Source organism: Massilia eurypsychrophila, assembly GCF_002760655.1.
Classification (GTDB): Bacteria; Pseudomonadota; Gammaproteobacteria; order Burkholderiales; family Burkholderiaceae_D; genus JAFCUW01.
This window is the reverse complement of sequence record NZ_PDOC01000008.1, coordinates 86,358-111,150: the sequence shown is the minus strand read 5'-3', so window position 1 is coordinate 111,150 and position 24,793 is coordinate 86,358. Positions and strand designations below refer to the sequence as shown.

Annotated in this window: 26 protein-coding genes; 16 read left to right on the top strand and 10 right to left on the bottom strand. The window is 63.0% G+C overall.

Annotation, left to right across the window (positions count from 1 at the left end; all coding sequences use genetic code 11):
- Positions 1-18 precede the first annotated feature (18 nt).
- The 13 genes from nuoN to CR105_RS14540 all read left to right on the top strand — a co-directional run bounded on the left by nuoN (position 19) and on the right by CR105_RS14540 (position 11,865).
- The gene (gene nuoN, locus CR105_RS14600; protein WP_099789251.1) at positions 19-1,497 is read left to right on the top strand and encodes an NADH-quinone oxidoreductase subunit NuoN; all 1,479 of its coding nucleotides are present in this window, start codon (positions 19-21) and stop codon (positions 1,495-1,497) included.
- A gap of 2 nt (positions 1,498-1,499) precedes the next feature.
- On the top strand, positions 1,500-1,802 hold the full coding sequence (locus tag CR105_RS14595; RefSeq protein WP_099789249.1) for a DUF2818 family protein: 303 nt from the start codon (positions 1,500-1,502) through the stop codon (positions 1,800-1,802).
- A gap of 33 nt (positions 1,803-1,835) precedes the next feature.
- The gene (locus CR105_RS14590; RefSeq protein WP_099789247.1) at positions 1,836-2,393 is read left to right on the top strand and encodes an NUDIX domain-containing protein; all 558 of its coding nucleotides are present in this window, start codon (positions 1,836-1,838) and stop codon (positions 2,391-2,393) included.
- Positions 2,394-2,401: 8 nt separating this feature from the next.
- A complete protein-coding gene (locus tag CR105_RS14585; RefSeq protein WP_099789245.1) occupies positions 2,402-3,094 on the top strand; it encodes a hypothetical protein in 693 nt (230 codons plus the stop codon).
- Positions 3,095-3,096: 2 nt separating this feature from the next.
- A complete protein-coding gene (ispD, locus tag CR105_RS14580; RefSeq protein WP_099789243.1) occupies positions 3,097-3,795 on the top strand; it encodes a 2-C-methyl-D-erythritol 4-phosphate cytidylyltransferase in 699 nt (232 codons plus the stop codon).
- A gap of 20 nt (positions 3,796-3,815) precedes the next feature.
- Positions 3,816-4,331, top strand: coding sequence for a 2-C-methyl-D-erythritol 2,4-cyclodiphosphate synthase (gene ispF / locus CR105_RS14575; protein WP_099789241.1), 516 nt, complete (start codon positions 3,816-3,818; stop codon positions 4,329-4,331).
- A gap of 152 nt (positions 4,332-4,483) precedes the next feature.
- A complete protein-coding gene (locus CR105_RS14570) occupies positions 4,484-4,948 on the top strand; it encodes a MarR family winged helix-turn-helix transcriptional regulator (RefSeq protein ID WP_099789239.1) in 465 nt (154 codons plus the stop codon).
- The gene (locus CR105_RS14565) at positions 4,932-6,185 is read left to right on the top strand and encodes an MFS transporter (protein WP_218968701.1); all 1,254 of its coding nucleotides are present in this window, start codon (positions 4,932-4,934) and stop codon (positions 6,183-6,185) included. The genes CR105_RS14570 and CR105_RS14565 overlap by 17 nt, the downstream gene beginning before the upstream one ends.
- Before the next feature lie 4 nt (positions 6,186-6,189).
- Positions 6,190-6,498 (top strand): hypothetical protein, encoded by a 309-nt coding sequence (locus tag CR105_RS14560; RefSeq protein WP_099789235.1) that lies wholly within the window; start codon positions 6,190-6,192, stop codon positions 6,496-6,498.
- A gap of 443 nt (positions 6,499-6,941) precedes the next feature.
- Positions 6,942-8,228 carry a type II toxin-antitoxin system HipA family toxin gene (locus CR105_RS14555; protein WP_099789233.1) on the top strand — a complete coding sequence of 429 codons (1,287 nt, stop codon included), beginning with the start codon at positions 6,942-6,944 and terminating at the stop codon, positions 8,226-8,228.
- 2 nt (positions 8,229-8,230) lie between these two features.
- Positions 8,231-8,977, top strand: coding sequence for a helix-turn-helix domain-containing protein (locus CR105_RS14550; protein WP_099789231.1), 747 nt, complete (start codon positions 8,231-8,233; stop codon positions 8,975-8,977).
- A gap of 228 nt (positions 8,978-9,205) precedes the next feature.
- Positions 9,206-10,444, top strand: a complete 1,239-nt coding sequence (locus tag CR105_RS14545; RefSeq protein WP_099789481.1) for an efflux RND transporter periplasmic adaptor subunit — start codon at positions 9,206-9,208, stop codon at positions 10,442-10,444.
- Between the two features lie 2 nt (positions 10,445-10,446).
- Complete coding sequence (locus tag CR105_RS14540; protein WP_099789229.1) at positions 10,447-11,865, top strand: efflux transporter outer membrane subunit; 1,419 nt, start codon at positions 10,447-10,449, stop codon at positions 11,863-11,865.
- Here CR105_RS14540 and CR105_RS28350 read toward each other — a convergent pair.
- The gene (locus tag CR105_RS28350; RefSeq protein WP_180288200.1) at positions 11,852-12,028 is read right to left on the bottom strand and encodes a hypothetical protein; all 177 of its coding nucleotides are present in this window, start codon (positions 12,026-12,028) and stop codon (positions 11,852-11,854) included. The two genes, CR105_RS14540 and CR105_RS28350, sit on opposite strands and share 14 nt — an antisense overlap.
- A 181-nt stretch (positions 12,029-12,209) precedes the next feature.
- Between CR105_RS28350 and CR105_RS14535 the strand changes: the two genes are divergently transcribed.
- Positions 12,210-12,761 (top strand): NADPH-dependent FMN reductase, encoded by a 552-nt coding sequence (locus CR105_RS14535; protein WP_099789227.1) that lies wholly within the window; start codon positions 12,210-12,212, stop codon positions 12,759-12,761.
- Positions 12,762-13,084: 323 nt separating this feature from the next.
- Here the strand turns inward: CR105_RS14535 and CR105_RS27815 are convergent, their stop codons facing one another.
- The 3 genes from CR105_RS27815 to CR105_RS14525 all read right to left on the bottom strand — a co-directional run bounded on the left by CR105_RS27815 (position 13,085) and on the right by CR105_RS14525 (position 15,084).
- Positions 13,085-13,279: a hypothetical protein gene (locus CR105_RS27815; RefSeq protein ID WP_131021720.1), complete on the bottom strand. Its 195-nt coding sequence runs from the start codon at positions 13,277-13,279 to the stop codon at positions 13,085-13,087.
- A gap of 166 nt (positions 13,280-13,445) precedes the next feature.
- Entirely contained in the window at positions 13,446-14,183 is a 738-nt protein-coding gene (locus tag CR105_RS14530) for an ABC transporter permease (RefSeq protein WP_099789225.1), read from the bottom strand.
- A complete protein-coding gene (locus CR105_RS14525) occupies positions 14,176-15,084 on the bottom strand; it encodes an ABC transporter ATP-binding protein (protein ID WP_099789478.1) in 909 nt (302 codons plus the stop codon). The genes CR105_RS14530 and CR105_RS14525 overlap by 8 nt, the downstream gene beginning before the upstream one ends.
- A gap of 199 nt (positions 15,085-15,283) precedes the next feature.
- Here CR105_RS14525 and CR105_RS14520 point away from each other — a divergent pair, with 199 nt between their 5' ends.
- Positions 15,284-16,162, top strand: a complete 879-nt coding sequence (locus CR105_RS14520; RefSeq protein ID WP_099789223.1) for an ion transporter — start codon at positions 15,284-15,286, stop codon at positions 16,160-16,162.
- Here CR105_RS14520 and CR105_RS14515 read toward each other — a convergent pair.
- The 5 genes from CR105_RS14515 to CR105_RS14495 all read right to left on the bottom strand — a co-directional run bounded on the left by CR105_RS14515 (position 16,152) and on the right by CR105_RS14495 (position 22,293).
- Positions 16,152-18,608: a TonB-dependent receptor plug domain-containing protein gene (locus CR105_RS14515; RefSeq protein ID WP_099789221.1), complete on the bottom strand. Its 2,457-nt coding sequence runs from the start codon at positions 18,606-18,608 to the stop codon at positions 16,152-16,154. The two genes, CR105_RS14520 and CR105_RS14515, sit on opposite strands and share 11 nt — an antisense overlap.
- A gap of 61 nt (positions 18,609-18,669) precedes the next feature.
- Complete coding sequence (locus CR105_RS14510) at positions 18,670-19,164, bottom strand: RidA family protein (protein ID WP_099789219.1); 495 nt, start codon at positions 19,162-19,164, stop codon at positions 18,670-18,672.
- 31 nt (positions 19,165-19,195) lie between these two features.
- Positions 19,196-19,597 carry a c-type cytochrome gene (locus CR105_RS14505; RefSeq protein WP_099789217.1) on the bottom strand — a complete coding sequence of 134 codons (402 nt, stop codon included), beginning with the start codon at positions 19,595-19,597 and terminating at the stop codon, positions 19,196-19,198.
- Complete coding sequence (locus CR105_RS14500; protein ID WP_229413948.1) at positions 19,594-21,165, bottom strand: flavin monoamine oxidase family protein; 1,572 nt, start codon at positions 21,163-21,165, stop codon at positions 19,594-19,596. Before CR105_RS14500 ends, CR105_RS14505 begins: the two co-directional genes overlap by 4 nt.
- 405 nt (positions 21,166-21,570) lie before the next feature.
- Positions 21,571-22,293, bottom strand: coding sequence for a hypothetical protein (locus tag CR105_RS14495; protein WP_099789215.1), 723 nt, complete (start codon positions 22,291-22,293; stop codon positions 21,571-21,573).
- A 398-nt stretch (positions 22,294-22,691) separates the two neighbouring features.
- On the opposite strand from CR105_RS14495, the gene CR105_RS14490 reads away from it, so the two are divergent.
- Positions 22,692-23,297, top strand: coding sequence for a phasin family protein (locus CR105_RS14490; RefSeq protein WP_099789213.1), 606 nt, complete (start codon positions 22,692-22,694; stop codon positions 23,295-23,297).
- A 177-nt stretch (positions 23,298-23,474) separates the two neighbouring features.
- Here CR105_RS14490 and CR105_RS14485 read toward each other — a convergent pair whose 3' ends face one another.
- Positions 23,475-24,689 (bottom strand): acyltransferase family protein, encoded by a 1,215-nt coding sequence (locus CR105_RS14485; RefSeq protein ID WP_099789211.1) that lies wholly within the window; start codon positions 24,687-24,689, stop codon positions 23,475-23,477.
- Positions 24,690-24,793: the final 104 nt, after the last annotated feature.

Sequence of the window (24,793 nt, the reverse complement as noted above, 5' to 3'; positions counted from 1 at the left end):
GATCGAAAAATGAATCAAATGACCAACCCCAACCTGATTCCGGTCTACGCCGAAATCTTCCTGATGGTCGCGGCATCCGCGATCCTGTTGATCGACATGTTCCTGTCGAAGCGTTCGATGGCCTACTACCTGTCGCTGGCGGCGCTGGCCGGCTGCGGCGTGCTGACTTGGGCCGACTACAACGCCGGCGCCACCGTCTACACGTTCTCCAACATGTTCGTGTCGGACCCGATGTCGAACCTGCTCAAGCTGTTCGCCTACCTGGCCACCGGTATCACCTTGATCTACTCGCGCCAGTACGCCACCGAGCGCGGCATGCTGTCCGGGAACCTTGGCGGCGAATTCTACGTGCTGGCGCTGTTCTCGCTGCTCGGCCAGATGGTCATGATCTCCGGTAACAACATGCTGGTCATCTACCTCGGCCTCGAACTGATGTCGCTGGCGCTGTACGCGCTGGTGGCGCTGCGCCGCGACCACGCCGTGTCGACTGAAGCGGCGATGAAGTACTTCATCCTCGGCGCGCTGTCGTCCGGCTTCCTGCTGTATGGCATCTCGATGCTGTACGGCGCCACCGGTTCGCTCGACATCACCGAAATCGCCCGCGTCGCCGCTTCCGGCACCGTCAACAAGACCATCATGGTGTTCGGCATCGTCTTCATGGTCGCCGGCCTCGGCTTCAAGCTGGGCGCCGTGCCGTTCCACATGTGGGTGCCGGACGTCTACCAGGGTGCGCCGACGGCGGTCACGCTGCTGTTGGGCGGCGCGCCAAAGCTGGCCGCGTTCGCCATCTGCATCCGCCTGCTGGTGGAAGGCTTGCTGCCGATGGCGATTGACTGGCAGCAGATGCTGATGGTGCTCGCCGTCGCCTCGCTGGCGGTCGGCAACCTGACGGCGATCGCCCAGACCAACCTGAAGCGCATGCTGGCGTATTCGACCATCGCCCAGATGGGCTTCGTGCTGCTCGGCCTCGCGGCCGGCGTGGTCGGCGCCGATTCAGGCAATGCCGTGTCGGCCTACAGCGCCGGCATGTACTACTCGATCACCTACGTGCTGACCACCCTGGGCAGCTTCGGCCTGATCATGATGCTGGCGCGCGCCGGTTTCGAAGCGGAAGAACTGACCGACTTCAAGGGCCTAGGCAAGCGCAGCCCGTGGTTCGCCATCGTCATGACGATCTTGATGTTTTCGCTGGCCGGCGTGCCGCCGATGATGGGCTTCATGGCCAAGTGGTCGGTGCTGCAGGCAGTCGTCACATCCGGCCAGGTCTGGCTGGCAGTCGTGGCGGTCATGTTCTCGCTGATCGGCGCGTTCTACTACCTGCGCGTGGTCAAGACGATGTGGTTCGACGAGCCGGTCGACGCTTCCTTGATCGCCGTGCCGCTCGACATGCGCGTAGCGCTGTCGGTCAACGGCATCGCCATCGTCGCCCTCGGCCTGGTGCCGGGCGCGCTGCTCGGCGCCTGCATGAACGCGATGAGCAAGACACTGGGCGGCTAAGGATGGATGTATCGTTAGCAAGCTGGCTGGTGATTGCCGTTGCATTGGTGCTCGCCAACCTGCCATTTTTCAATGAGTCGGTGTTCGGTGTCATTCCGCTGGGCCGCGACAAGCCGCTGTGGGTGCGCCTGCTGGAACTGGTGGTGCTGTATTTTGTTGTCGGTTTGCTGGCGCGTTTGCTGGAAGGGCGCATCGGCAGCGTGTTCGAGCAGTCGAAAGAGTTCTACATGCTGACCGTGCCGCTGTTTATCACCTTGGCGTTTCCCGGCTTCGTGGTGCGCTACTTGCGCAAGCGCCACCACTGATCCTTTCCAGTTGGCGCAGGTACAGGAGGCAGCATGGATACCCATCTGAAGGAAACCCGTCTCGACGGCAAACTGGCGTATGACGGCGGCTTCCTGAAAGTCACGCGCGACCGCATTGCGCTGCCCGACGGCGCCGAGACCCACCGCGAGTTCATCCGCCATCCCGGCGCGGTCGTCATCCTGCCGCTGTTCGAAGACGGCAGCGTGCTGCTCGAGCGCCAGTTCCGCTACCCGCTCGACCGCGTCTTCATCGAGTACCCGGCCGGCAAGATCGACCCGGGCGAAGATCCGCTGGCATGCGCCAAGCGCGAGCTGCAGGAAGAGACCGGCTATACTGCGACCGACTGGCATTTCCTTTGCACCATCCACAACGCCATCGCCTACTCGGACGAGCACCTCGACCTGTACCTGGCGCGCAACCTCACCGCCGGCGAAGCGCAGCTCGATGACGGCGAGTTCCTCGAAACGTTCCGCGCCAGTGTGCCGGAGATGCTCGAAAAAGTGAAGAGCGGCGAAGTCACCGACGTCAAGACGGTGATCGGCACGTTCTGGCTCGAAAAAATCCTCGACGGGCGCTGGTCGCCCGGCTGAACGCCGCCATGAAACGGCTGTTGCTGGTCGCGGCACTGTGCTGGTCGTCTTCCGCCTGGAGCGCGCGCACGCCGTTCCAGGCGCGTTGCGAAGATACCATCGGCGCGGCCGTCGTTACGCTCACCAGCCGCGACAATGGCTACAGCATCGACAACTCGGTGCCGTTTCGCGCGCTCACGCGCATGAAGCAGGAGGGCAGCGGCGCCAGCTTTGTGCTCGGCCTCACGCGCACCGAGTCGCGCATTTCGTTTGCGCTCGACGGCGCCATCCTGACCGACCCCGCAACCAGGTCGGAGTGCGTTGCGCCGAAAATCGCCGTCACGCTGGCCTACCAGCCCATCGTCATATATGTCGGCCGGGAATTCTTGCCGGGAACTTGCGCATATCAGCAAATTCTTGCGCATGAAATGCGCCACCTCAAAGCCTACTTGGAGCATTTGCCGAAAGTGGATAGGTTAGTGCGCGCGGCGTTGAAAACGCGTTTCGCAGGGCAACCAATCTACGCGCCGGCTGGCCAGGCGAAGCGATTGCTGGAACAGGAAATGGACGGCGGCTGGATGCCGTACATTAAAAATGAGATGGCGAAAGTAGAACGTTTACAGGCCGCCATTGACTCGCCGCAGGAGTACGCCCGCTTGAGCAAAGTTTGCGCAGGTGAGGTACAGTTACTTGTCGGTCCGCCGAAACGAAACAAAAGATAAGCATGCACAGCCAAGCACCTCGTTACTTTGCACTGATCCCCGCCGCCGGCGTTGGCGCCCGGATGGCAGCGGACGGACCGAAGCAATACCTGCACCTCGGCGGCAAGCCGATGCTGCGCCACACGCTCGACGCCTTCCTCTCCAGCGAGCGCATCAGCCACACCTTCGTCGTCGTCAGCGCAGGCGATCCGCAGATCGACGCGGTCGCCCCCGGCCACGGCGTGACGGTGCTGCGCTGCGGCGGCGCCACCCGCATGGAATCGATCCGCAACGCCCTGGCCGCAATGGCCGCGATGGCCGAACCGGTGCGCGACAGCGACTGGGTGCTGGTGCACGACGCCGCGCGCCCTGGCCTGAACGCCGTCCTGATCGACAAACTCATTTTAGAAGTTGGCGTCCATCCGGTCGGCGGCCTGTTGGCGCTGCCGGTGGTCGACACCGTCAAGCGCGCCGCCGCCGGCGCCCTTTCCACCATTTCGCGCGACGCCCTGTGGCTGGCCCAGACGCCGCAAATGTTCCGCCTCGGCCTGTTGCGCGAGGCGCTGGCGGCCGCTACCGACGCGGCCGCCGTTACCGACGACGCCAGTGCGATCGAGGCCCTCGGCCACGCACCGCTGCTGGTGGAGGGACATCCTCGTAATTTGAAAGTGACGCTGCCGCGGGACATCCCGATCGCCGAGATGTACCTGGCTGCGCCTTAACCTATTTACTGTGAACCGACATGGCACTTGCATCCTACAACCCCGCACCACCGTTCCGCATCGGAACGGGCTATGACTGCCACGCCCTCGTCGAGGGCCGCAAACTGATTATCGGCGGCGTCACCATCCCGCACCGGCTGGGCCTGTTCGGCCATTCGGACGCCGACGTGCTGCTGCACGCCATCATCGACTCGATGCTGGGCGCGGCGGCGCTGGGCGACATCGGCAAGCATTTCCCCGATACCGACCCGATGTTCGCCGGTGCCGATTCGCGCACCTTGCTGCGCGAAGTGGCGCACCGCGTCGTCGCCACCGGCTACACCATCGGCAACATCGACGCCACCATCATCGCCCAGGCGCCGAAGATGGCGCCGCACATCGCCCAGATGATCTCGCGCATCGCCGAGGACATCGGCGTGTCGCCGCAACAGGTCAACATCAAGGCCAAGACCAACGAAAAGCTCGGCTACCTGGGGCGCGAGGAGGGCATGGCGGCCGAGGCGATCTGCATGCTGATCAAGGCGCCGGCGGCGTAATCATACTGCGCTGGCGTTGCGAACAAATGGGGTCCCCGCGTGTGCGCGGGGACCCCATTTGTTCGGGTCACCCGAACGCCGGCAAAATAATTCCCTTCCATATGCGTGCATCTACACTATAATTATTGAAACAATAGTGTAACTGCACCCATATGCCCGATCCCACCGACAAGCTCCTAGGCTGCACCTGCTTCAAGCTGCGCAAGCTCACGCGCAGCATGTCGCGCATCTACGACCAGCACCTGGCCACCGTCGGCCTGAAGACGACCCAGTATTCCTTGCTCACCAATGCCGCGCGCGAAGCGCTGCCGGTGGCCGAACTGGCCGACCGGCTCGGCACCGAGCGCACCACGCTCACGCGCAATCTCAAGCCGCTGATCGAGGCGCAGTGGGTCACGCTCGAAGCCGGCGCCGACAGCCGCCAGCGCATCGTCACGATCACGCCCTCCGGCCGCGCCAAGGTCGAGGAGGCGTTCGTCGCCTGGCGCGCCGCCCAGAGCGCGCTCGAAGACCTGCTCGGCCACGACGCCGTGCGCAGCCTGCACGCGCAGCTCGACGCCACCCTAATCCAACTGACCCCACTGATCGAGGATCTGCAGCATGCCCACCCAGACTGAAATGACGCCACGCGCCGCTTGGCTGCTGATCCTCGCTGCGTCGGCGATCCTGATGATCACGATGGGCGCGCGCCTGACCACCGGCCTGTTCATGTCGCCGATTAACACCTCGACGGGCCTGGGCATCGCCTCGATCAGTTTCGCGCTGGCGGTCGGCCAGTTCATGTGGGGCGCGGCGCAGCCGATATTTGGCGCCGTCGCCGACAAGTATGGCTCGGCCAAGGTCATCGTCCTCGGCGCGCTGATGCTCGCCGCCGGCCTGGCGCTGACGCCGTTCGTCACCTCGCAATGGGGCCTGCTGTTCACGATGGGCTTTCTCAGCGCCGCCGGCGCCGGTGCCGGCAGCTTCTCGATCCTGATCGGCGCCACCGCGCAGCGCCTGCCGGCGGCGCGCCGCCCGTTCGCGGCCGGCTTCATCAACGCCGGCGGCTCGTTCGGCCAGTTCGTGTTCGCCCCGCTCATGCAAGCCATCATCAGCAGCGCCGGCTGGATCGCCGCGATGATGACGATGGCCGTCACCACCTTGCTGACGATCCCGCTGGCGTGGCCGCTGCGGCGCGGCGCCGGCATCAAGAAAGTGGCCGGCGCACCCGCCGTCAAGCCGGTCGAAGCGCCCGGCATGGGCCTTGGCAAGCAGATCAAGATCGCGCTGCGCGACCCCAGCTACCTGTTCCTTCACGCCGGCTTTTTCACCTGCGGCTTCCACATCGCCTTCCTGGTCACCCACCTGCCGGGCGAAGTGGCACTGTGCGGCTTGTCGGCCGGCGTGTCGGCCACCGCGCTTGGCCTGATCGGCCTTTTCAACATCGCCGGCAGCCTGACTGCGGGCTTCCTGTCGACCCGCTATCGCATGAAGTCCCTGCTGGCTTTGATGTACGCCAGCCGCGCGGTGATCATCGTGATCTACCTGCTGGCGCCGAAAACGCCGATGACTTTCTACGTGTTCGCCGCGGCGCTCGGCTTCACGTGGCTGGCGACGGTGCCGCCGACGGCCGGCCTGGTCGGCAAGCTGTTCGGCATGCGCTACCTGTCGACACTGTTCGGCCTGACCTTGCTGTCGCACCAGGTCGGCGGCTTCCTCGGCGCCTGGCTGGGCGGGCTGTCGTTCGTCAGCTTCGGCGACTACACGTGGATGTGGTACGCCGACATCGTGCTGGCGATCGGCGCTGCGCTGATCAATCTGCCGATCCGCGAAGACCACGTGGTGCGCACGCCGCCCGCGGCGGCGAAGGCATAAGGCGATGGCGCGCGACACCTGGGCATACCGCGAGGTGGCGGTCGAATCCGTGATCGATCCGCGCAGCGGCGCATTGCGGATCCGGCCGATGGCGGGGCAGGCGTTCGCGCCGTCCTTGCCGGTGCAGTGCTCGCGCCGTTTGTGCGATCCGGCCGTGTATCCGGCCGGGACCAAATTCCTGCTGTCGGCCAAGCTGACCGACCGCCTCGGCGGGCCACAGTTCTTGTATGCCTACCATGGCGATCCGGTTGTGGTGCTGACTAACGCGGCCGCTAAAAAATTCCTGGCCGCGTTCCGCCGCGGAAGGATTTGAAAGGGAAAGGTTCAAGCAGTGGCCCTTGAGCGAATCTTTCAGTTCTGTCGCCCCAATTAAGCTCAAACTAAAGGCGCGTTTTCGGCGTTGTCGGTATGCAAGCAGAACCACCCCCTCAATTGAGATTCAACAGAACGGCCCCTACTCAGAGTCCTTTCTTGCCAGACTGTCGAGGTAAGTTCACGGTTCAGGTCCCCTAAGCAGTGGAGTCTGGCTGAAATCGGTTCGCTACCGCTTAGTGGTGTTCGCAGCTCTCGATCAGCAATGCCGAGCGTTCACGGTCGAATCCACATGTATGGTATCCTCACAAAATCCACTATTTGACCCCTTATAAGGGACGAATTCTTCGAACTTCTTGGGCTTCACCTCATCAAATCGTCATGGGTTTGTTTGTCGCTGGTTACGAGAACTGCTAAAGAGCTACACCCAACTCGCGGAATATTATGGAATGCCACATACAAATATTTTTGGATAACACTTGGGTAGATTGTGCTGCCATAACTGTTCAAACGCTAGGCAAGAATCCTGCGATTGGCTCAGCAGTGTTCGAATACGATCTCGATTATGCGTTTGATGCAAAGAGTCAGCCAGTTTCGCTCGCATATCCAGTTGACGCTGTGCGGCACGTCCTTGACGAATGGCCTGCGTTTTTGTACGACCTTATTCCACAAGGTAATGGTCGAAAGTACTTGCTTTCTCAGCTTAAGATTGCAGATGGTCCCAGCGCTGACTTTCCACTCATCTGCGCTGGCGCTTTTAACCCAATTGGCAGAATCCGCGTGAGAGAAGCAACGGAGTACTTCTTTCAACATATTGATCGGCATGATCCACAAGGTATGGACCAGGGTTTCACACTTGAAGATATTCTTGAAAAGAGTGAGACGTTCATTGAGCGAATGCTGGTCCATGGCATGCTCGCAGCTGGGACTACTGGAGTGCAAGGCGCTGCTCCGAAATATCTGCTAACTAAAGACATCAGGGGCTTATGGCATGCGGATGGAGCAGTCCCCGATGAAAGCGCTGCTGAGCACTTTATTGTAAAGCTCCCGCGAGGAAAAGCAGAGGCCGACAGGAAGTTATTGCGTAACGAGGCGGCCTATATGCGGGTTGCGAAAGCGTTGGGTATCCGTACGTACGGCACAGTAGCGCACCATGACGATATGCTGTTTGTGCCCAGATTCGATCGTATAGTGCAGTTTGGAAAAGTATCGCGGCTCCATCAGGAAAGTGCAGCTTCGATCGCGGGTGTTGTCGGGTTCGATGCGCGCCCAACTCAATTCGATCTGTTAAGTGCGCTGAGACACGTGGTCGCGAATAAAACGGCCGAAACCATCGAGTTTTTGAAGCGTGATGTGTTAAACATTGCGATGCGAAATACTGATAATCATGCGAGAAATACAGCAGTGCAGATCGTTGAAGGTGCAATTCAACTCACCCCTCTTTTCGACTTTGCGCCCATGTATATGGACCCTGAAGGTATAAGTCGAGCCGCACGTTGGTATCATCCTGAAACCGGGCGTGAGTTAACACAGTGGGCTGACGTGATTCAATGTCTTAATTTTGAGAGTGACGAATCTATCGCTATTGTCAAAGCCTTGAGGGACTTTGGAGCAGCACTTTTGGAGCTAAACGCCCATATGGAAGCTGCAGGCGTAGATCGAGATGTTATTGAATACTTGCAAATGCCTATCGCAGTTCAAACTCGGCAGTTGATGGAATTGGAGGTGTGAGCATGGACAAGCGTAGAAAGCCGATCGACAAAGATATGGCGCGCGATCAACGGGCGACACTATATGCCGAAATTGATCGCGGCGAGGTTAGCCTGCAACATGCCGTCAAGCGAATGCGCAAGATTTCCGGGCTCACACAATCTGAGTTTGCGAAGCATCGGGGCGTAAGCGCGAAGGTTATTAAAGAGATCGAACAGGGAATTGGCAATCCCACGATTGAAAGTCTTAATCAAATTGGTAATTTTTTTGGTTTGGAAGTCGCTTTTGTACAGTCCGCTAATCTGAACAGGGAGCGAGGGGCGACGCGTCAGACGAAGAGCGGAGTGTTTTTTAATACTGACAATAATCCTCGGTTTATATCGACCAACACCGTTCGCGACCGGCATCTTAGATCTGGGTCGTCGGAGGGTATGAACTGGAATGTTACGTCGTCCCATACGCGCCCGTATTCGGCGGTAAGCGAAGTTCGAGAAATTATTGACGCTGTTGAGAAAATGAAGATGTTAGCTTCCCCAACAAAATCGGTTGCGGATGCGATGCGACACTCAAATTCCGTTGATGGTTTAAGTAAACTGAAAGGTGAATTAGAAGCGATCGATAGCGCAAAGAGGATAATTGAAACCGCCGAAGAGATTGAGCGAAAGATTCAGCCGCCGAGAGAATTGAAAAAATGGCTTGAGAATATTGAACACATACGAAAGATGCTAGAGCCTTTCCATGAGTTTGAAACTGGAAAAAAGACACGGTAAATTTCGCTCTTTTTGAAGATTGGGTCGAGGTGCCGGGCTGTATCGACAGTGGGCCCGTCCGTTAGTGAACGGTCGGTGCAATTAGTCAAATTCCAGGTTTCATGCTTCCTGACATTGTCATCAGAGTTGGATCATGTGACAACATTAAGCATCATCACAGTACGCAGTCTTAGTACGATACGAGCTCTAAATGGGTATACTGTGGTGTTTATTTTCGATGTGGTAACAATGCGTACAAAACAAGCCAAGGCGCTGTCTGCCGATCATCCGCTGCGCCGACGTGGCGCGTCCGTCGCGCTGTCGCTGGTGATTATCCTCAGCGGCAGCGTCGTGCTGGCGCAAGTGCTGCAGCAGCCGGTGCCGGCGCGCGCGCCCGCCGCAGTCGTCGTCGCGCCCGTCGCCTCGGTCAAACTCGATACCGTCACGGTGCAGCGCGGCGACATCCAGGACACCATCGGCGCGGCCGGCAAATTGCAGCTGTTCCAGTACGCCGACGCCTACGCGCAGGTCGCCGGCCAGGTCAAGGACGTCACGGTGGCCGTCGGCGATATGGTCAAGGCCAACAGCCTGCTGGTGGAGATCAGCCCGACGCTGCAGCCGGCCAAGGTCGAGAACAACCGCGCCCAGATGGCGCGCATGCGCGCCGAACTGGCCGACCAGCGCGCCCAGCTCGATTTCGCCGAACTGCAGTTCAAGCGCCAGACCCAGCTCAAGGCGCAGAACGCCACGCGCGAGGATGCATTCGAATCGAGCCGCATGGCGCTGTCGTCGGCCAGGGCGCGGGTCGACGCGATCGACGCCCAGATCCACCAGCTCGAAGCGACCCTCAAGATAGAAGAAGAGAACCGCCAGCAAACGCAGGTGCTCGCACCGATTGCCGGCACCGTCGTCAGCCTCAACGCGCGCGTCGGCCAGATGGTCAGCACCAGCCAGCCGGCGGCGCCGCTGATGCGCATTGCCGACCTGTCGAAGCTGACGGTGGCCGCGCGCGTGGCCGAAAACGATGTCACGCGCCTGCGCGTGGGCATGCAGGCGACGTTCACCACGCCCGGCTATCCGGGCCGCCACTGGAGCGGCAAACTGCGCCAGGTGCTGCCGGTGCCGGCCGAAGGCAGCGCCGAACACGGCAAGCAGACGTTCTACATCGTGCTGTTCGAAGTGAACAACACCAACCACGACCTGATGAGCGGCATGAGCACGCAGGTGCAGTTCGTCGTTGCGCAGGCGCAGAACACGCTGCTGCTGCCGGTCAAGGCGCTGGGCGCGCCGGACGCCGCCGGCGCCTACAGCGTCAATCTGGTCGATGGCAAGCAGCGCTTCAGCAGCCGCAAGCTCAAGATCGGCATGCGTAATGCGCGCGAAGTGCAGGTGCTCTCCGGCTTGGCCGAGGGCGACCAGGTGCTGGTCGGACCGGTGCCGGCGCCGCCTGCCGCGCTGCCATCGAAGTCGATCGCGGCGGCGCCTTGACGATGCGCGCGGTCGGCCTGATCGCCGCGGCATGCGCCGTGCTGGCCGGCTGCGCGCCGGCGGCGCGCGTCGGGTCAATGCCGCCGAAAGTGGCGCTGCCGGCCGGCTGGAGCGCCGGCGAAACGGCGCAGGCGCGCGCCTGGCCCGACCGCGACTGGTGGAGCAGCTTTGGCAGCGCCGAACTGTCCGGCATGGTCGAAAGCGGGCAGGCCGGCAACCTCGAACTGGCCGCCGCGCTGGCGCGCTTGCGCCAGGCCGAAGGGCAGGCGCGCATCGCCGGCGTGGCCTTGCTGCCGACGGTGGATTTCTACAGCGGCTCGGACCGTTCGCTGCCGTTAGGCAGCGGCAGCACCAGCACGTCGGCCAGCGGCCAGTTGCACATCGCCTACGAGGTCGACTTCTGGGGCAAGAACAAGGCCAGCGTGGCCGCCGCCGCCGCTTCGCTCGAAGGCAACCGCGACGACCGCCAGACCATCGAGCTTACCGTCACCAGCGCCATCGTCTCGACTTACCTGCAGGTGCTGTCGCTGCACGACCGCCTGGCCAGCGCGCGCGCGCATGTCGCCAACGCCGAACACGTACTCAAGCTGGTGCAGGCGCAGCGCAGCGCCGGCGCCGCCTCGCCACTGGACCTGGCGCGCCAGCGATCGGTGGTGGCGGGGCAGCAGGCCGCCATTCCCGAGTTGCTGCAGCAGCAGCGCGAGGCGCAGTCGGCGCTGGCGATCTTGCTGGGCCGCGCGCCGCAGACATTCAAGGTCGCCGATCACGGCCTCGATACCATCTCGCTGCCGCATGTGACGCCTGGCCTGCCGTCCGAACTGCTGGCGCGCCGGCCCGACATTCGCCGCGCCGAAGCCAGCTTGGCCGAAGCCGACGCCAACGTCGACGTCGCCCGCGCGGCGCTGTTTCCGAATATCCGCCTGACCGGCGCTCTTGGCGCGCAGAGTAGCGCCTTGCTGTCGCTGCTGAATGCGCCAAACCTGGTAGCCAACGTCAGCGCTTCGTTGATGACGCCGATCTTCGACGCCGGCCGCCTCAAGCGCGAGCGCGACATCGCCATCGCGCGCAAGCAGGAACTGGTGCAGGTGTATCGCGCCGCGGTGCTTGGCGCGCTGGCCGAAGTGGGCATCGTGCTCGGACAGATCCACAGCCTCGATGAACAGCGCAAGCTCAAGACTGTCGAACTGGAAGAGGCGAAGCTGGCGTTCGATCTGGCCGAGATCCGCTACCGCGTCGGCGCCGAGGATTTGATGACGGTGCTCGACACCCAGCGTGCGCTGTCGGATGTGCAGAACGACCTGGGGCTGTTGAAGCTCAAGCGTCTGCAGGCGACGGTGTCGCTGTACAAGGCGCTCGGCGGCGGCTGGCAGGCCGATGCGGTTGCCGGCGCTGCGGCCGGCGGAGCGCCTAGGCCTGGTTGAACTGCCGTGGCTTCGCCGCCAGCACGAACGGGAACGCGAACGGGCCGGCCACGGCAACCGCCATTGACTTGAGCGCCGTTTGTTTCAGGTGGCGGCGTTTGGCAATGTAGAGGCAAACGAAGGAAGAAAGCATCCAGATCAAGGCGGGCAGATATGTTGTCATTGTGAATTCCAGAATACCGTGAAGGCCATGGCGGCCAGGAAGACTCTAACCTATCCCGGTATTGTTTGCTGATAAATTGTCCTGCTCGCTGGGCCGCCGGACACGCGTGCGCGCCGATGTGGCAAAAGATGCAAAGATATCAGCATCCCGCCCGCTCATCGCTCCCGAAAGGACACACGTCATGGCCACTCGCAAGATCGCAGTTATCGTTGGCAGCCTTCGCAAGGAATCGTTCAGCCGCAAGGTCGCCAAGACGATGATGCTGCTGGCGCCGTCGCAGCTGGAAATGGAAATCATCGAGATCGGCAATCTGCCGCTGTACAACCAGGACGACGACGACAACCCGCCGCCGGTCTACACCGAGTTCCGCAGCACCATCAAGAAATACGACGGCGTGCTGTGGGTCACCCCCGAGTACAACCGCTCGGTGCCGGGTGTGCTGAAAAACGCCATCGACGTCGGCTCGCGCCCGTACGGCCAGAGCGCCTGGAGCGGCAAGCCGTGCGGCGTGGTCAGCGTGTCGCCAGGCGCTATCGCGGCCTTCGGCGCCAACCACCACCTGCGCCAGTCGCTGGTATTTCTCAACATGCCGGCCATGCAGCAGCCGGAAGCGTACGTCGGCAACGTCGGCAACCAGTTCGATGGCGACACCCTCAACAACGAATCGACCAAGAAGTTCCTGCAGGGATTCGTCGATGCATTCGCCACCTGGGTCGAGCGTCACGCCGATTAACAGGGCGCGCGTAGCTGCGCAAGTTCAGGACAGCGCGACTTCATTTAGAGTCGGAGACTTGTGCAGCGGGCCTCGCCGGCGCCGGAACAGTAGCTAGCTGCAAAGTCGGGGTCACGTTGAGGCCGGCTTTCTTTTCGGCGCCTTGCTGAAGTTCTCCGAACTTGTATCCGAACACAAAAGCGCCAATGACGAATTCGCCCGGTAAACGATTTGTAGAAGTCAACTTTTTGCCGCTTGTAAATGATATATGCGAACACGCCAACCAGATCGTTGGTGTCGGCAGTTAATTTCTAATAGACGGTGTTGTACGGCACAGATGGAAGCTAATTTTGTAAGCCGACAGCGATCTGGGCGAGACGATAAGCCCCATTCATTTTTTCGCGCGAAAACCCGGCCTCGCGGATAATTTTGGCACTCACCATGGTTGACGCACTTTGCGTCACTCTGTGATTATTGTTGCGCGACATCCGCGCGATAACGGATTCGACATTACTAGGCGTGAAGGTCTGTTTATACATAAAGTCCTCCGTTGCTCGGCTGGCGCGTGCAGGAAACGTTACAGGCGAAGTGGGACATTATATGCAAGTGTCTACGCTCACTCGCCTGCAACTCCCGAACCGAACTTCGCATAGTTTGACGTCGGTTGAGAGTCGTGCAGATGATTGCTGCATCAGGCGATCTGGTTCAAGTTTCTGTTTCGCGACCGCCAAGCACGTAAACGGTGAGGGCGAACAAACCGGCGCCAACGACGCCCGCAAGCATCAGCGCCTGCGACTGCATCGCCGGATCGCTGCCATTGGCCGCCATCAGCGCGTAACTCCACGGATACCAGATCCAGTGCTCGGAGCTGCCGATCTGCGTGATGCCCATCGTCGCCATCACGCCGACGGCCAGCGGCAGCACCAGGTTGCGCACGCGCCAGCTGACCGCGTGCTGGATGATCAGCACCGGAATGCAGGCCAGCGACACCTTGCCCCAGAACGCCAGCATCGGGAACACGAACGCGCCTTGCTGCGATGCGCCGGCCACGCCGAGCAGCGCGATCGTCAGCGCGACCGAGCCAACCAGGATTGCATTCGCGCCCGCCACGAACAGCCATGCCAGCACCGCCTTCGCCACATAAAGCTGCCGTTGCGACACCGGCAGGGTCAGCATCAGGCGCCAGGTCTGGTTCTTGTGTTCGAGTCCATTGAGCAGGCTGGTGATCAGCGCGATATACAGCGGCATCATGAAATAACACCACAGCATCGTGTTGCCCGTCCACAGGCGCGCCCAGTGCGTCTCACCGAGCGCGCCGATCGAAAATTTCTTCAGCATCATCAGCGCGTTGAGCAGCAGCACCACCAGCGGAATGGCAAACATCATCCACACCGCCTGCGAGCGCTTCACCTTCAGCAATTCCATCGACAGCAGCTTAAACATGATGCTCCTCCAGGAACCACTGTTCCAGTGAGGGCGTTCGGAATACCGATTGGACCAGGCCGACGCCGGACGTTACCAGCAGCGCGTTGACCTTGTCGGCGCCCTGCAGTTCGACGCCATGCACGGTCAGCTGGTTGACGCCGGCGCCCGCTTCGGCGCGGTAGCCGGCCTCGGCCAGAACCAGGCCGGCGCGCGCGGCGTCGCGCACATCGACCAGCAGGGCGCCGGCGTGGCGCGATTGCAGTTCGGCCAGCGGTCCCTGGAACAGCAGCGCGCCGCCCTTGAGCACGCCAACGTGGCTGGCAATCTTCTCGACCTCGTCGAGATTGTGGCTGGAGACGAACACGGTGCAGTCGCCTTGCCGCGGCAGCGCCGCCAGCAGCTCGCGGATGTCGCGGATGCCTTCCGGGTCGAGGCCGTTGGACGGCTCGTCGAGGATCAGCAGCTTGGGCGAGCCGAGCAGCGCGTGGGCGATCGCCAGCCGCTGCTTCATGCCCAGCGAAAAGCGGCCGACCAGGCGGTCGCGCGCGGCGCCGAGCGACACCATGTCGAGCACCCGGCCGATCTCGCTGCGCGGCAGCGCCTTGATGGTGCAGCCGATGCGCAGGAATTCGGCGGCCGTCAGATTCGGGTAGAAGCAGGCGGCATCGACAATGGCGCCGACCTGGGCCAGGATGGCGCGCCGCTCGCTGCGCACATCCATGCCGAGCACCTCGACGTCGCCGGCGTCGGCGCGCAGCAGCCCGGTGATCAGGCGGATCGCTGTCGATTTGCCCCCGCCGTTATTGCCGAGAAAGGCAAAAATGCTGTGCGCCGGCACCGACAGGTCGAGGCCGTTGATGACGCTGTGCGCGCCGAACGCCTTGCGCACGCCGCGTAATTCGATGACAGGAGAGGGCATCGCGGTGGCCATTAGTTATGATGTTGCAACGTTAACCCGGCGGCGGCATGGGCGCCCGCGCCATGCGACAGGATGCACTATGGCACGGTTGAAATGCATAACCGGGCCGGTCCGGGCTATCATTGCGGTTTGCATAAAAACCGGAGACACGGTGACTACTCAGCCGACCACCCCGCTTCCCGAGAAGAAGGCCGGTGAAATGTACGGCAAGCCGCCGGCCGGCTGGCGCCGCCGTCTGTACAACATCATCTTCGAAGCCGACACCAAGTCCGGCCGCACGTTCGACATCGCGCTGGTGTGCGCGATCGTGGTCAGCATCACCGTTGTCGTGCTCGACAGCGTGCCGGCGATCAATGCCCGCCACAACCTGAGAATGAACGCCCTCGAGTGGGGCATCACCTTGCTGTTTACCGCCGAATACATCGCGCGCCTGCTGTGCGTGCGCCATCCGATCCGCTACGCCACCAGCTTTTTCGGCATCATCGACCTGGTGTCGGTGCTGCCCACCTATTTCTCGCTGTTCGTGCCGGAGGCGGCGGCGCTGCTCGACATCCGCATCCTGCGCCTGCTGCGGGTGTTCCGCATCTTCAAGCTGACCTTGTACATCAACGAGTACACCATGCTCGGCGCCGCGCTGGTGGCAAGCGGGCGCAAGATCCTGGTATTCCTGTCGGTGGTGCTGATGGCGGTGCTGATCCTCGGCACTGTCATGTATGTCGTCGAGGGACCGCAACACGGCTACACCAGCATTCCGATGGCGATGTATTGGGCCATCGTCACCATGACCACCGTCGGCTACGGCGACATCACGCCGCAGACCGGACTGGGCAAGCTGATCGCGTCGTTCATGATGCTGCTCGGCTGGGGCATCCTGGCCGTGCCCACCGGCATCGTCACCGCCGAGATGGCCGCCCAGCGCTTCAACCTGCGCGGCGCGGCGCGCCAATCGTCGAAGCGCGCGTGCGACGCCTGCCATACCAAGGGCCACGAGCCGAAGGCGAGGTTTTGCAAGGATTGTGGGGCAGAATTGCCGCCGGTGCCAGCAGGCCCGGGCGGCAAGGGGGCACTTAAAACTTGAGGCCGGCGCGCACGTAGTAGTAGCCGCCGTTGATACCGAACGGCGAAAACGACGGGTACACCGTGACGGCCGAGTTATCCAGGTTGGCGCGCTGCTCGGCGAGCAAATTGGCGTTGACCATGTCCGGATATTTGTTGAACAGGTTGTTGGCGCCGATCGACAAGGTCAACGCCGTGCTGGCCTTGTAACTGACTTCCAGGTCCGTCAGCGCGCGCCCCTTGATGGTCGTCTGGTAGTACAGCGCGCCGTCGGACGAGCCCATCTCGGACGACTTGCGGTAGTAGGCCTCGCGCAGGTTCACCGTCCAGTCGCCCATGCGCCACAGCGCGCCAAGGTTCACCCGCATCTTCGGCGATGCCGTCTCGATGTCGGAGATGGCGGTGGCGTCGAGCAGCGTTTGCGGACGCAACTGCAGTGGCGCCTGGTTGATCCTGGTGACCTCGACCTTGTTGTAGTTGGCCGCGGCCGACCAGTCGACCTTGCCCCAGGCGCCGTAACTGCTGGCCAGGGTGGCGACGAACTCGACGCCGCGGCTTTGCGTGTTGACCGCATTCGAGAAGATGTTGATGCCGGTCTGCACCACCGTCGGATCGAGCACGTTGCCGTTGGCCCGGATTGCCGCGATCACCGCCGGCGAATTGACCGAGCCGCCCGAGCCGTACAGCGAACCGCTGCCGACGATGCGGTCGCGAATGCTGATCTGGTAGGCGTCGAGCGTGACGGTGACGCTGGTCGACGGATTGAGCACGATGCCGGCGCTGATGTTGGTCGACGCCTCCGGCTTGAGGCCGTCGATGCCGACCAGCTTGGCGCCGGCCGAATTCGGCGCCAGCTGGACAAACGCGCTGCGCGGCGACACGTTGGTGGCCGAATAGAACTGTTCGGCCAGGGTCGGCGCCCGAAAGCCGTTGCTGAACGTGCCGCGCAGCGCCACCGCGGGCGTGAAATCGTAGCGCATGGTGAGCTTGCCGACGCGGGCGTTGCCGAAGTCGCTGAAATGCTCGAAGCGCGCCGCGAGATCCACCGTCAGATCCTTGACCGGCTGGCCGCTGACGTTGATGTAGGCCGCGTCGTTGCTGCGGTCGTGCTTGCCGGCGTCGGTCAGCGAGAAGCCGGGGAACGATTGCGAGCCTTCCTTGTAGCGCGAGGCGGCGTCGCCGGCGACGATCTCGTAGCTGTCGCGCCGGTGTTCCAGGCCCATGGCCAGCACGATCGGCGTCGCCAGGCCAAGCTCGAAGTCGCGGCTGACGTCGAAGTTGGTGGTCCACTGGCTGGCCTTGAACTGGCCGGCGGCGAACGTCTGCGGCGTGACGCCGGTATCGGTGTACAGCGAGATGTTGGCCGAGGTAGCAACGCCGAGCTTGCTGACATCCTTGCCGAACGTGCTGGCCAGGTCCCAGCGCCAGCCGTTCGCCAGCTTGCCCTTGGCGCCGGCGGTGAAGGCGTAGTCCTCTTCGTCGAAGGTTTCGAGCGGGCTGAAGCCGTTCGGATAGATCTGCGGCAAGCGGTTCGGCATGCGGTAGTTTTCAAATGCGCGCGCCTTTTTCTTGCCGTACGTGCCAAAGCTGTAGAACTCGGCGTCGCTGCCGAGCTCGAAGCCGAAGTTCGCCGCCAGCACGTGCTGGCGGTACTGCGCATCGCCCGAAATCTTGTTCAGGTAGGGATAGCCGGGCGCTGCCGTCAAGGTCGGCTGCGCGGCCAGCGTGGCCGGGTCGATGACGCGCGGGTCGATGCCGCCGCGATTGGTGAAGCCGTGGTATTTCGATTCGGCCGTCAGGCTCAGGTAGGCGGTCGGAAAGGGCGCCACGCCAATGTTGGCGCTGACGTCGCCGGTGCGTCCGCCGCCGTCCTTGTAGCCGCCGCCGGTCACGCTGGCGTGGCCGCCGCGGTAATTCGACTTGAGGATGATGTTGATGACGCCGGCGATCGCGTCGGTGCCGTACTGGGCCGCGGCGCCATCCTGCAGCACTTCGATATGGTCGATCGCGGCCACCGGAATGTAATTCAGGTCGGCCGCGGCGCCACCCTGGAACGCCCCGCCCAGCACGGCCAGGTTGGAAGTGCCGTGGCGGCGCTTGCCGTTGACCAGCACCAGCGTGTTGTTCGGGCTCAGTCCGCGCAATCGCGCCGACAGCGTCATGTTGGCCATGTCGCTGCCGAACGCCTGGGCGTTAAACGACGGCAGGTTTTGCGCCAGCGCCTGCATCAGGTCCGGCTGGCCGGTGCGCGCCAGCGCCGAGGCGTCGAGCACCTGGATCGGCGAGGCGCTGTTCTCGGCCTTCATGCCGGTGGCGCGGGTGCCGGTGACGATGACGACGCCGCCGGCGGCCGCTTCCGCGGCAACGACTGCGGGCTCGACTGCTTTGTCCTCGGCCGGCTGGGCAAAGCTGGCGCCGGTGTAGAGCAGGACGGCGGTCGCGATCGGGGTGAGGATGGCCTTGTGCATGCAGTTTCCTTCGAAGTGAAAAAATGGTGAACGGGCGGTGCGGGACGGCGTGCTGGCGCGCTTATTTTTTGGCCGCCACCACCTCGATTTCAATCAGCCAGCCAGGGTTGCTGAGGGCGGCGACCTGGAACACCGCGCGCGCCGGCAGGTTCGGTTGCGCTCCGCCGAAAAACTGCGTGTAGCCTTCCATGAAACCGGACACGTCGCCCCGGCCGCCTTTGGCCGGGTCGCCCACCAGGAACACCTGCATCTTCACCACGTCGCCCATCTCCAGCCCCATGCCCTGCAGGATGTCGCGGATCTTCTTGAGCACGTTTACCGTCTGGGTCTTGGTGTCGCCGAAGGCGGCGATCGAGTTTGGGTCGGCGGCCTTGTCGGCCAGCGGCGGCACCTGGCCGCTGATGAAGTGAATGGTGGTGCCGGGCGCGATGCTGACCGCTTGCGCGATCGGGAAGTCGGAGCCGGGAATCTTGTGGCGCACGATGGCCTGGGCGCCGGCCAGCGCCGGCAGCAGACACGACAGGGCAATCAGTTGCCGGGCAAGTGGGAAATTCATGTCGGACCTTTCAGGAGTGGATAAAATGGAATCAGTGTTTGTTGCCGCGCACGCCGCCGGACGCCTTTGGCAGCTGCAACGCCGCGCGCACCGCGGCGACCTCGTCTTCTTGCAGCGGCGCGGCCTGGTTGCCCCAGCTGCTGCGCACATAGCTCAGCACCAGTGCGATGTCGCCATCGCCGAGGCTGCCGCTGAAGTCGGGCATGCCGCCGCGGCCCTTGAGCAGCACCGTCGCGACGTCGACCGCGGAACCCTTGACGAAGTCATTGGCCGCGAGCGCCGGGAACGCGCCGGCGATGCCGCGCCCGTTGGCAAGGTGGCAGGCGGCGCAGTTTTTGGCGAACAGCATCTTGCCGTCCGGCGCCTGGGCGGACACCGGCGCCGCCGCAGCGAGTAGCAGCGTCATCGACGCGATCAGTCGCGCGGCGATCATGCGCTGGCCTTGGCGTGCAGTTTTTCGATTTGTTGCCAGGCCGATTCGATGGCGCCGGCCTGCCAGCCGGTCAGGTAGCTCAGGTGTTCGCCTGCCAGCAGGACCCGTCCTTCGCCTTCGAGCAGCAGCGGGTAGGCGCTCTTGCGGTTCTCGTCGGTCCACTCGGCCCAGCCGCCCAGGTTGTATTGCACCCGGTGCCATGCCACCGAGAACGCGCTGTCGAACGAGGCGCGGTAGGCCGGAAAGATGTTCTGGCCAGCCGCGAGCGCGAACTCGGCCCGTTCGGCCGGCGCCAGCGCGCTGATCTCGATGGCATCGGTCATGTAGTGGTAGTAGCCGAGCAGCACGCCCTTCTTGCTCTGCCAGCCGGTCGACGGCAGCGAAATCTGGTTGATCGCCTTCATGTCCGTCAGCACGTGGCCGCCGTACAGATGGTCGTCTTCCTCCCAGAAACGGCGCTTCATCTGCAGGCCGATCTTGCCCACCGGCGCGTAGGCGACCGACTTGACGGCAGCTTTCAGGGCGGGCGAAAAATCGGTGTCGATATTGCGCAGCACCGACAGCGGCAACGTGCACAGGCAGTAGTCGGCGTCGATGCTGGAGAGCTTGCCGCTGCCGGTATCCTTGAAGCTGACCGTGACCTTGTTCTCGCCGTGGCGAATGGTCTGCACGTCGGCCCGATAGCGGATCTGGCGGCCGACGCGCTTTTCGAAGGCGCGCGCGATCGCGTCCATGCCGCCGACCGGCTGGAACATCGTGTTTTGCATCGGGTAGTCCTGCACCGCGCTGTAGACCTTGCCGACCTTCGACGCCAGCAGGTCCCGGAAGCCGAGCGGATCGGACGGCGTGCCGGTGGTCAGGCCGGCGCCGGGGTTGACGCTGTAGCCGCGCCCGCTGCGGCCCTGGTAGCGCAGGTCGGCGCCGGCAAGCTGGCCTTCATGGGCCAGGTAGTCGAGCAGCAGCGTCTTGTCGTCCGCGCTCAAGGCCTGGTCGAGCTGGTTGGTCTTGACCGATTTGGCCAGCAGTTCGGCCACGTGGCCGCGCATGTCGGCCTTCAGCTGCGCCGGGCGCAGCCGCTTGTTCGCCAGCGGCCCGCCGTTCTCGAGATAGACGAAGGAATGGTCGTTGTCGTTGACCATCACTTCGAGCGGCACGTTGAACAGGCGCGTGTAGTGCAAGGTTGACTGATGATGCAGCGGGATGCGCCAGGGGCCGTGGTTGATGTACTGGCCGTCGTCGAAGACGCAGGTTTGCGCGTCGCCGCCAAGTTCGTGCAGCCGGAAGCCCTTGCGCGCCGTCTGGCAGCGCCCGCCGGCAAAACCGCGCGCTTCGAGCACCTGGCACTGGTAGCCGAGCTTGCCAAGTTCATAAGCGGCGGTCATGCCGGCCAGACCGGCGCCGAGAATCACCACTTTCTTGCCCTTGCCGCTGCCGCTCAGCGCCGGCGGCGCCGCGGCGGTGGAGGCTATCCCCATGCCCCACGCGCTCATGGTGTTGAACATCAGCGCCGAACCGCCCACCGCTGCTGCATTGTATAAAAAATCGCGCCGCGTTACGGCTTTGTGCACACCATTCATCGGCCACCTCGTTGATGTTTGCTAGAGAAATTACTGCTGTGCTACAGCATTGCTCTAAGCAAGCCGTGTGCCAATAATTGACAAATCGAGCATGAAAAACAAAGTCGGTTCGGCTGCAACGCCGGCGCCGTCGGGTGACTGAAAAACAAAGTGCGATCGCGGTTTGAGGCCTGCGCCGCCGTGTTCGCTGACGACGTTTTATTGCCGGCGGCAGCGATGCACTTTATTTTTTACGAACACACTTTGTTTGCATGCGCGCGGCGAGCGCGTGCGCGGCGCACGGACGCGCGCGGCGGCCCGGCAGCGCCGAAACGGGGTGATAAGTGGAGTTTTTTGATGCGCCGCACCATGATGGGCGCGAGCGCACTGCACTGGAACGGCGCCGCCGCTCCGCGCTTACGGCGGCGCTGCGGCCTGGTCCTTTTCGGTCCAGTAATTGAATTGACCAAAGGTGGGCAGCAGGCCGGCATCTTGACCGCTGAAGAAATCCTCGATCATCTGGCGGTAGGCGGCGCGCCGCGAGAACTGGGCGTGCGTGACGGCGTAGCGCGCCACCGCGGCGCGAAACGTCTGGCGGATTTGCGCATCTGCGTTCAAGCCGGCGTGGGCATCCACCTTGCGCGGCCGGCCGCGCTTGATGTCGACGCTGGCGCCACGCGTCTTTCCCTTGGCGCCCGAGTTGCCGTAGTCGGGCAGCAAAGCGTCGGCGGTCTGCCCGCGTTCCCAGTAGCGCCGCAGGTAGCGGTAAATGGTCGGATGCGAGGTGCCATGCAGGGCGCTGTACTGCTGCACCAGCTTGCCGCGCTGCCGCGCCTGATAAATGGCCGGCTCCTGGCTGGCCAGCGCGGTCACTACCTGCCATCCGCGCGCGCGCACCTCGAGGTACTTGGCCGGCAGCGGTCCGTCCGGTGCGCGCGCGGCGTAGGGATCGACCAGCAGCAGCCTGGCGCGGCCCGCCAGCACATCGTCGACCAGTTCCGCCACCAGCGCCATCTGCGGTTGTGCCGATCCGGTGTTGATGGCGATCGTGTAGGCCACCGATTGGCGCGGATCGATCCACAGGATGCGAATGGCGCGGGCGGGCACGCCGTATTCCAGCACATCATTTCGAAGCAGCATGCAATGATCCTGGCACAAGTGTGGATGCTGCCAAGCATGCAAGTTTTGCGCCATGCACATTCGCCGGTCCAAGGGGCGAGGCGCTGGCCGGTCAGCACTAAACGGCACGAAAAGCAGCTTTTTTGGTGCGTCGCAACACAAGCTGCACCATTTCGTTTGCAAGCTGAGGCCGCTTGGGGCGATTCGGTCGACCGCAAGGCTTGTTCAGTTGATACAAATCAAACTCGCAAAGGCAAGGTGCCCTAGCCTTGTACCTCGTGCTGAGAACCGGCGCTTCCAATGGGGAGCGAGTCTGTTTTCACCGAGTAGCCGCCGCGACTGCGCACATGATGCCGGGTTAGCCAGCCCCGTGCGCAGGATTGCTATCAAATCACCAATTCCTTCTTAGAGGTTCACTAATGTATCCATTCGCTCAATCAGTTACCCCGGCCGTCCGTACCCACATGGATGCGCAAGTGTCGTTCATGAACGACGTTACCAAGTCAATGTTCAATTCGTTCCAACAGATGTGCGACCTAAATATCCAGCTGGCCCAGACCCTGCTGGAAGAGACCACCATTGCAGGCCAGCAAGTGATGACCACCCAGCGTCCGACCGAAGCGCTGAGCGCTGCCAGCGGTCGTGCCCAGCCTGCCGCCGAAAAGCTGCGTGCCTACCAGCAGCACATTTCCCGCGTGGCGGCCGATGCCCAGGTCGAACTGGCACGCGTGACCGAGCAGCACGTCCAGGAAACGTCGCGCACTGCCCAGGCGCTGGCCCAGGAAGTGCAGAAAGCGGCATCGGAAGAGACCGAGCGCGGCATCCGCACCCAGCAGGAAACCATGCGCAAGTTCAGCGATCCATTCCAGACCGGCGCCAGCAGCCGCGGCAACGGCGGCGCGGCCAGCATGCAGAGCGGCAGCCAGAGCGGCAGCCAGATGGGCGGCAGCTCCGATCAGTCCGCTTCGTCCCAGACTCAGGCCGGCAAGGGCACCAGCCCAGGCTCTACCGGCAAGGGCGCGTAATCGCCGCGTCGGCACGCGCCTGAGCTGACCGCTTGGGCGTCGAAACAAGAAAGCCGCATCCGATATCTCGAATGCGGCTTTTTTGCGCCGCCAAAAAACTGGTGTCAGGTCTGACATTCGGACATTTCAAACGCGAAATGTCCGAATGTCAGACCTGACACCGGATCGCTGCCCGTTTCAAGCGTGCGCGGGCATCCTCGCCAGAGCCGGCGCGACCGGGCGCGCCGCCGCGCCGAGCCCGAACAGCGGGCGCAGCGGTGCATAGCGGCGCACCACTTCGAACACGGCGAAGCTTGCCGTCAAGGTCAGCACTGCCAGCAAGATCGCCTCGATGCCGGGCGCCAGCCGCAGCGGCTTGAGCGCGTGCGCCATCGACACGATCAGCGTCTGGTGCACGATATACACCGGGAACACGGCCTGGCCGAGGTAGCGCCGTGCGACGCTGTCGAACTGAAGGTGGCGGTGCGCGAAGCCGCACACGGCGACGATCGCACTCCACTGGCACAGCCCCCAGCCGGCGCGATGAAGCGGGTTCAGCCATTCCCACTGGGCCGCCGACACCAGGCCGTCGGGCAGCGAAAAGCAGATCTTCAGCAGCGCCCAGCAAGCCAGCGCGATCGCCAGAGCGGTCCAGCGCAGGTCGTCGAGCTGGGCCCAGAATGCACCCTGGCGGGCCAGCAGGGCGCCTGCCAGGAACAGGAACAGATACACCGCGTGGTTGTACCAGTCGTGGACCAGGTCATGGGTCTGCGGGTAGTGCGCTTGCAGCACGATCCTTGCCAGGGCCAGCACCGCCGCCGGCAGCACCAGCGTCTTCCAGCCGACCAGCAACTGCGCCGCGCGTTGCGAGAGCGCATCCAGGTGGCGTCCCGCCACCATCGTCACCGCGCCAATCAGCATCGTGTAGACCCACAGGTAGGCGACGAACCACAGGTGGTTCCAGGTCGGCAGGATCAGGTGCTGGCCGGCGCCGCTGACGAAGCCGCGGTAGCGCTGCAGGTAAAGCTGCATGAAATCCGCATAGCTGCCCTGGTAGGCGTACTTCTCGATGACCTCGAAGTACGGCTGCGGCGGCACGATCACCAGCATCCCGAACACCAGTGGCAGCAGCAGCCGCCAGCTGCGCTGGCGCAGGAAGGCGCCAGGCCTGGTGGCGGCCAGCATGCAGCGCGAGGCCACGCCCGCAATCAGGAACAGCAGGCCGAGCCGCCAGGGCGACGACAGCATCATGTACGACTCGGCCGTGTCGCTGGCGAACTCGCTCTTGACGTGCCAGCCCCAAGTCACGTAGTACATGCCGACGTGGTAAAAAATCAGCACGAAGAAGGCGGCGATGCGCACCCAGTCGAGGAAATACAGGCGGGCGTTATTGTTAGCAGAAGCAGGCGACATGACGCGTTCTCGGTAGTGGACGACGAGTGTCACAGTAGCCGGGCGGTAGCGGCGGGCGCCAGCAAAATGGGGCGAAGCGGGATGCCGGCGGGGCGGACATCGTT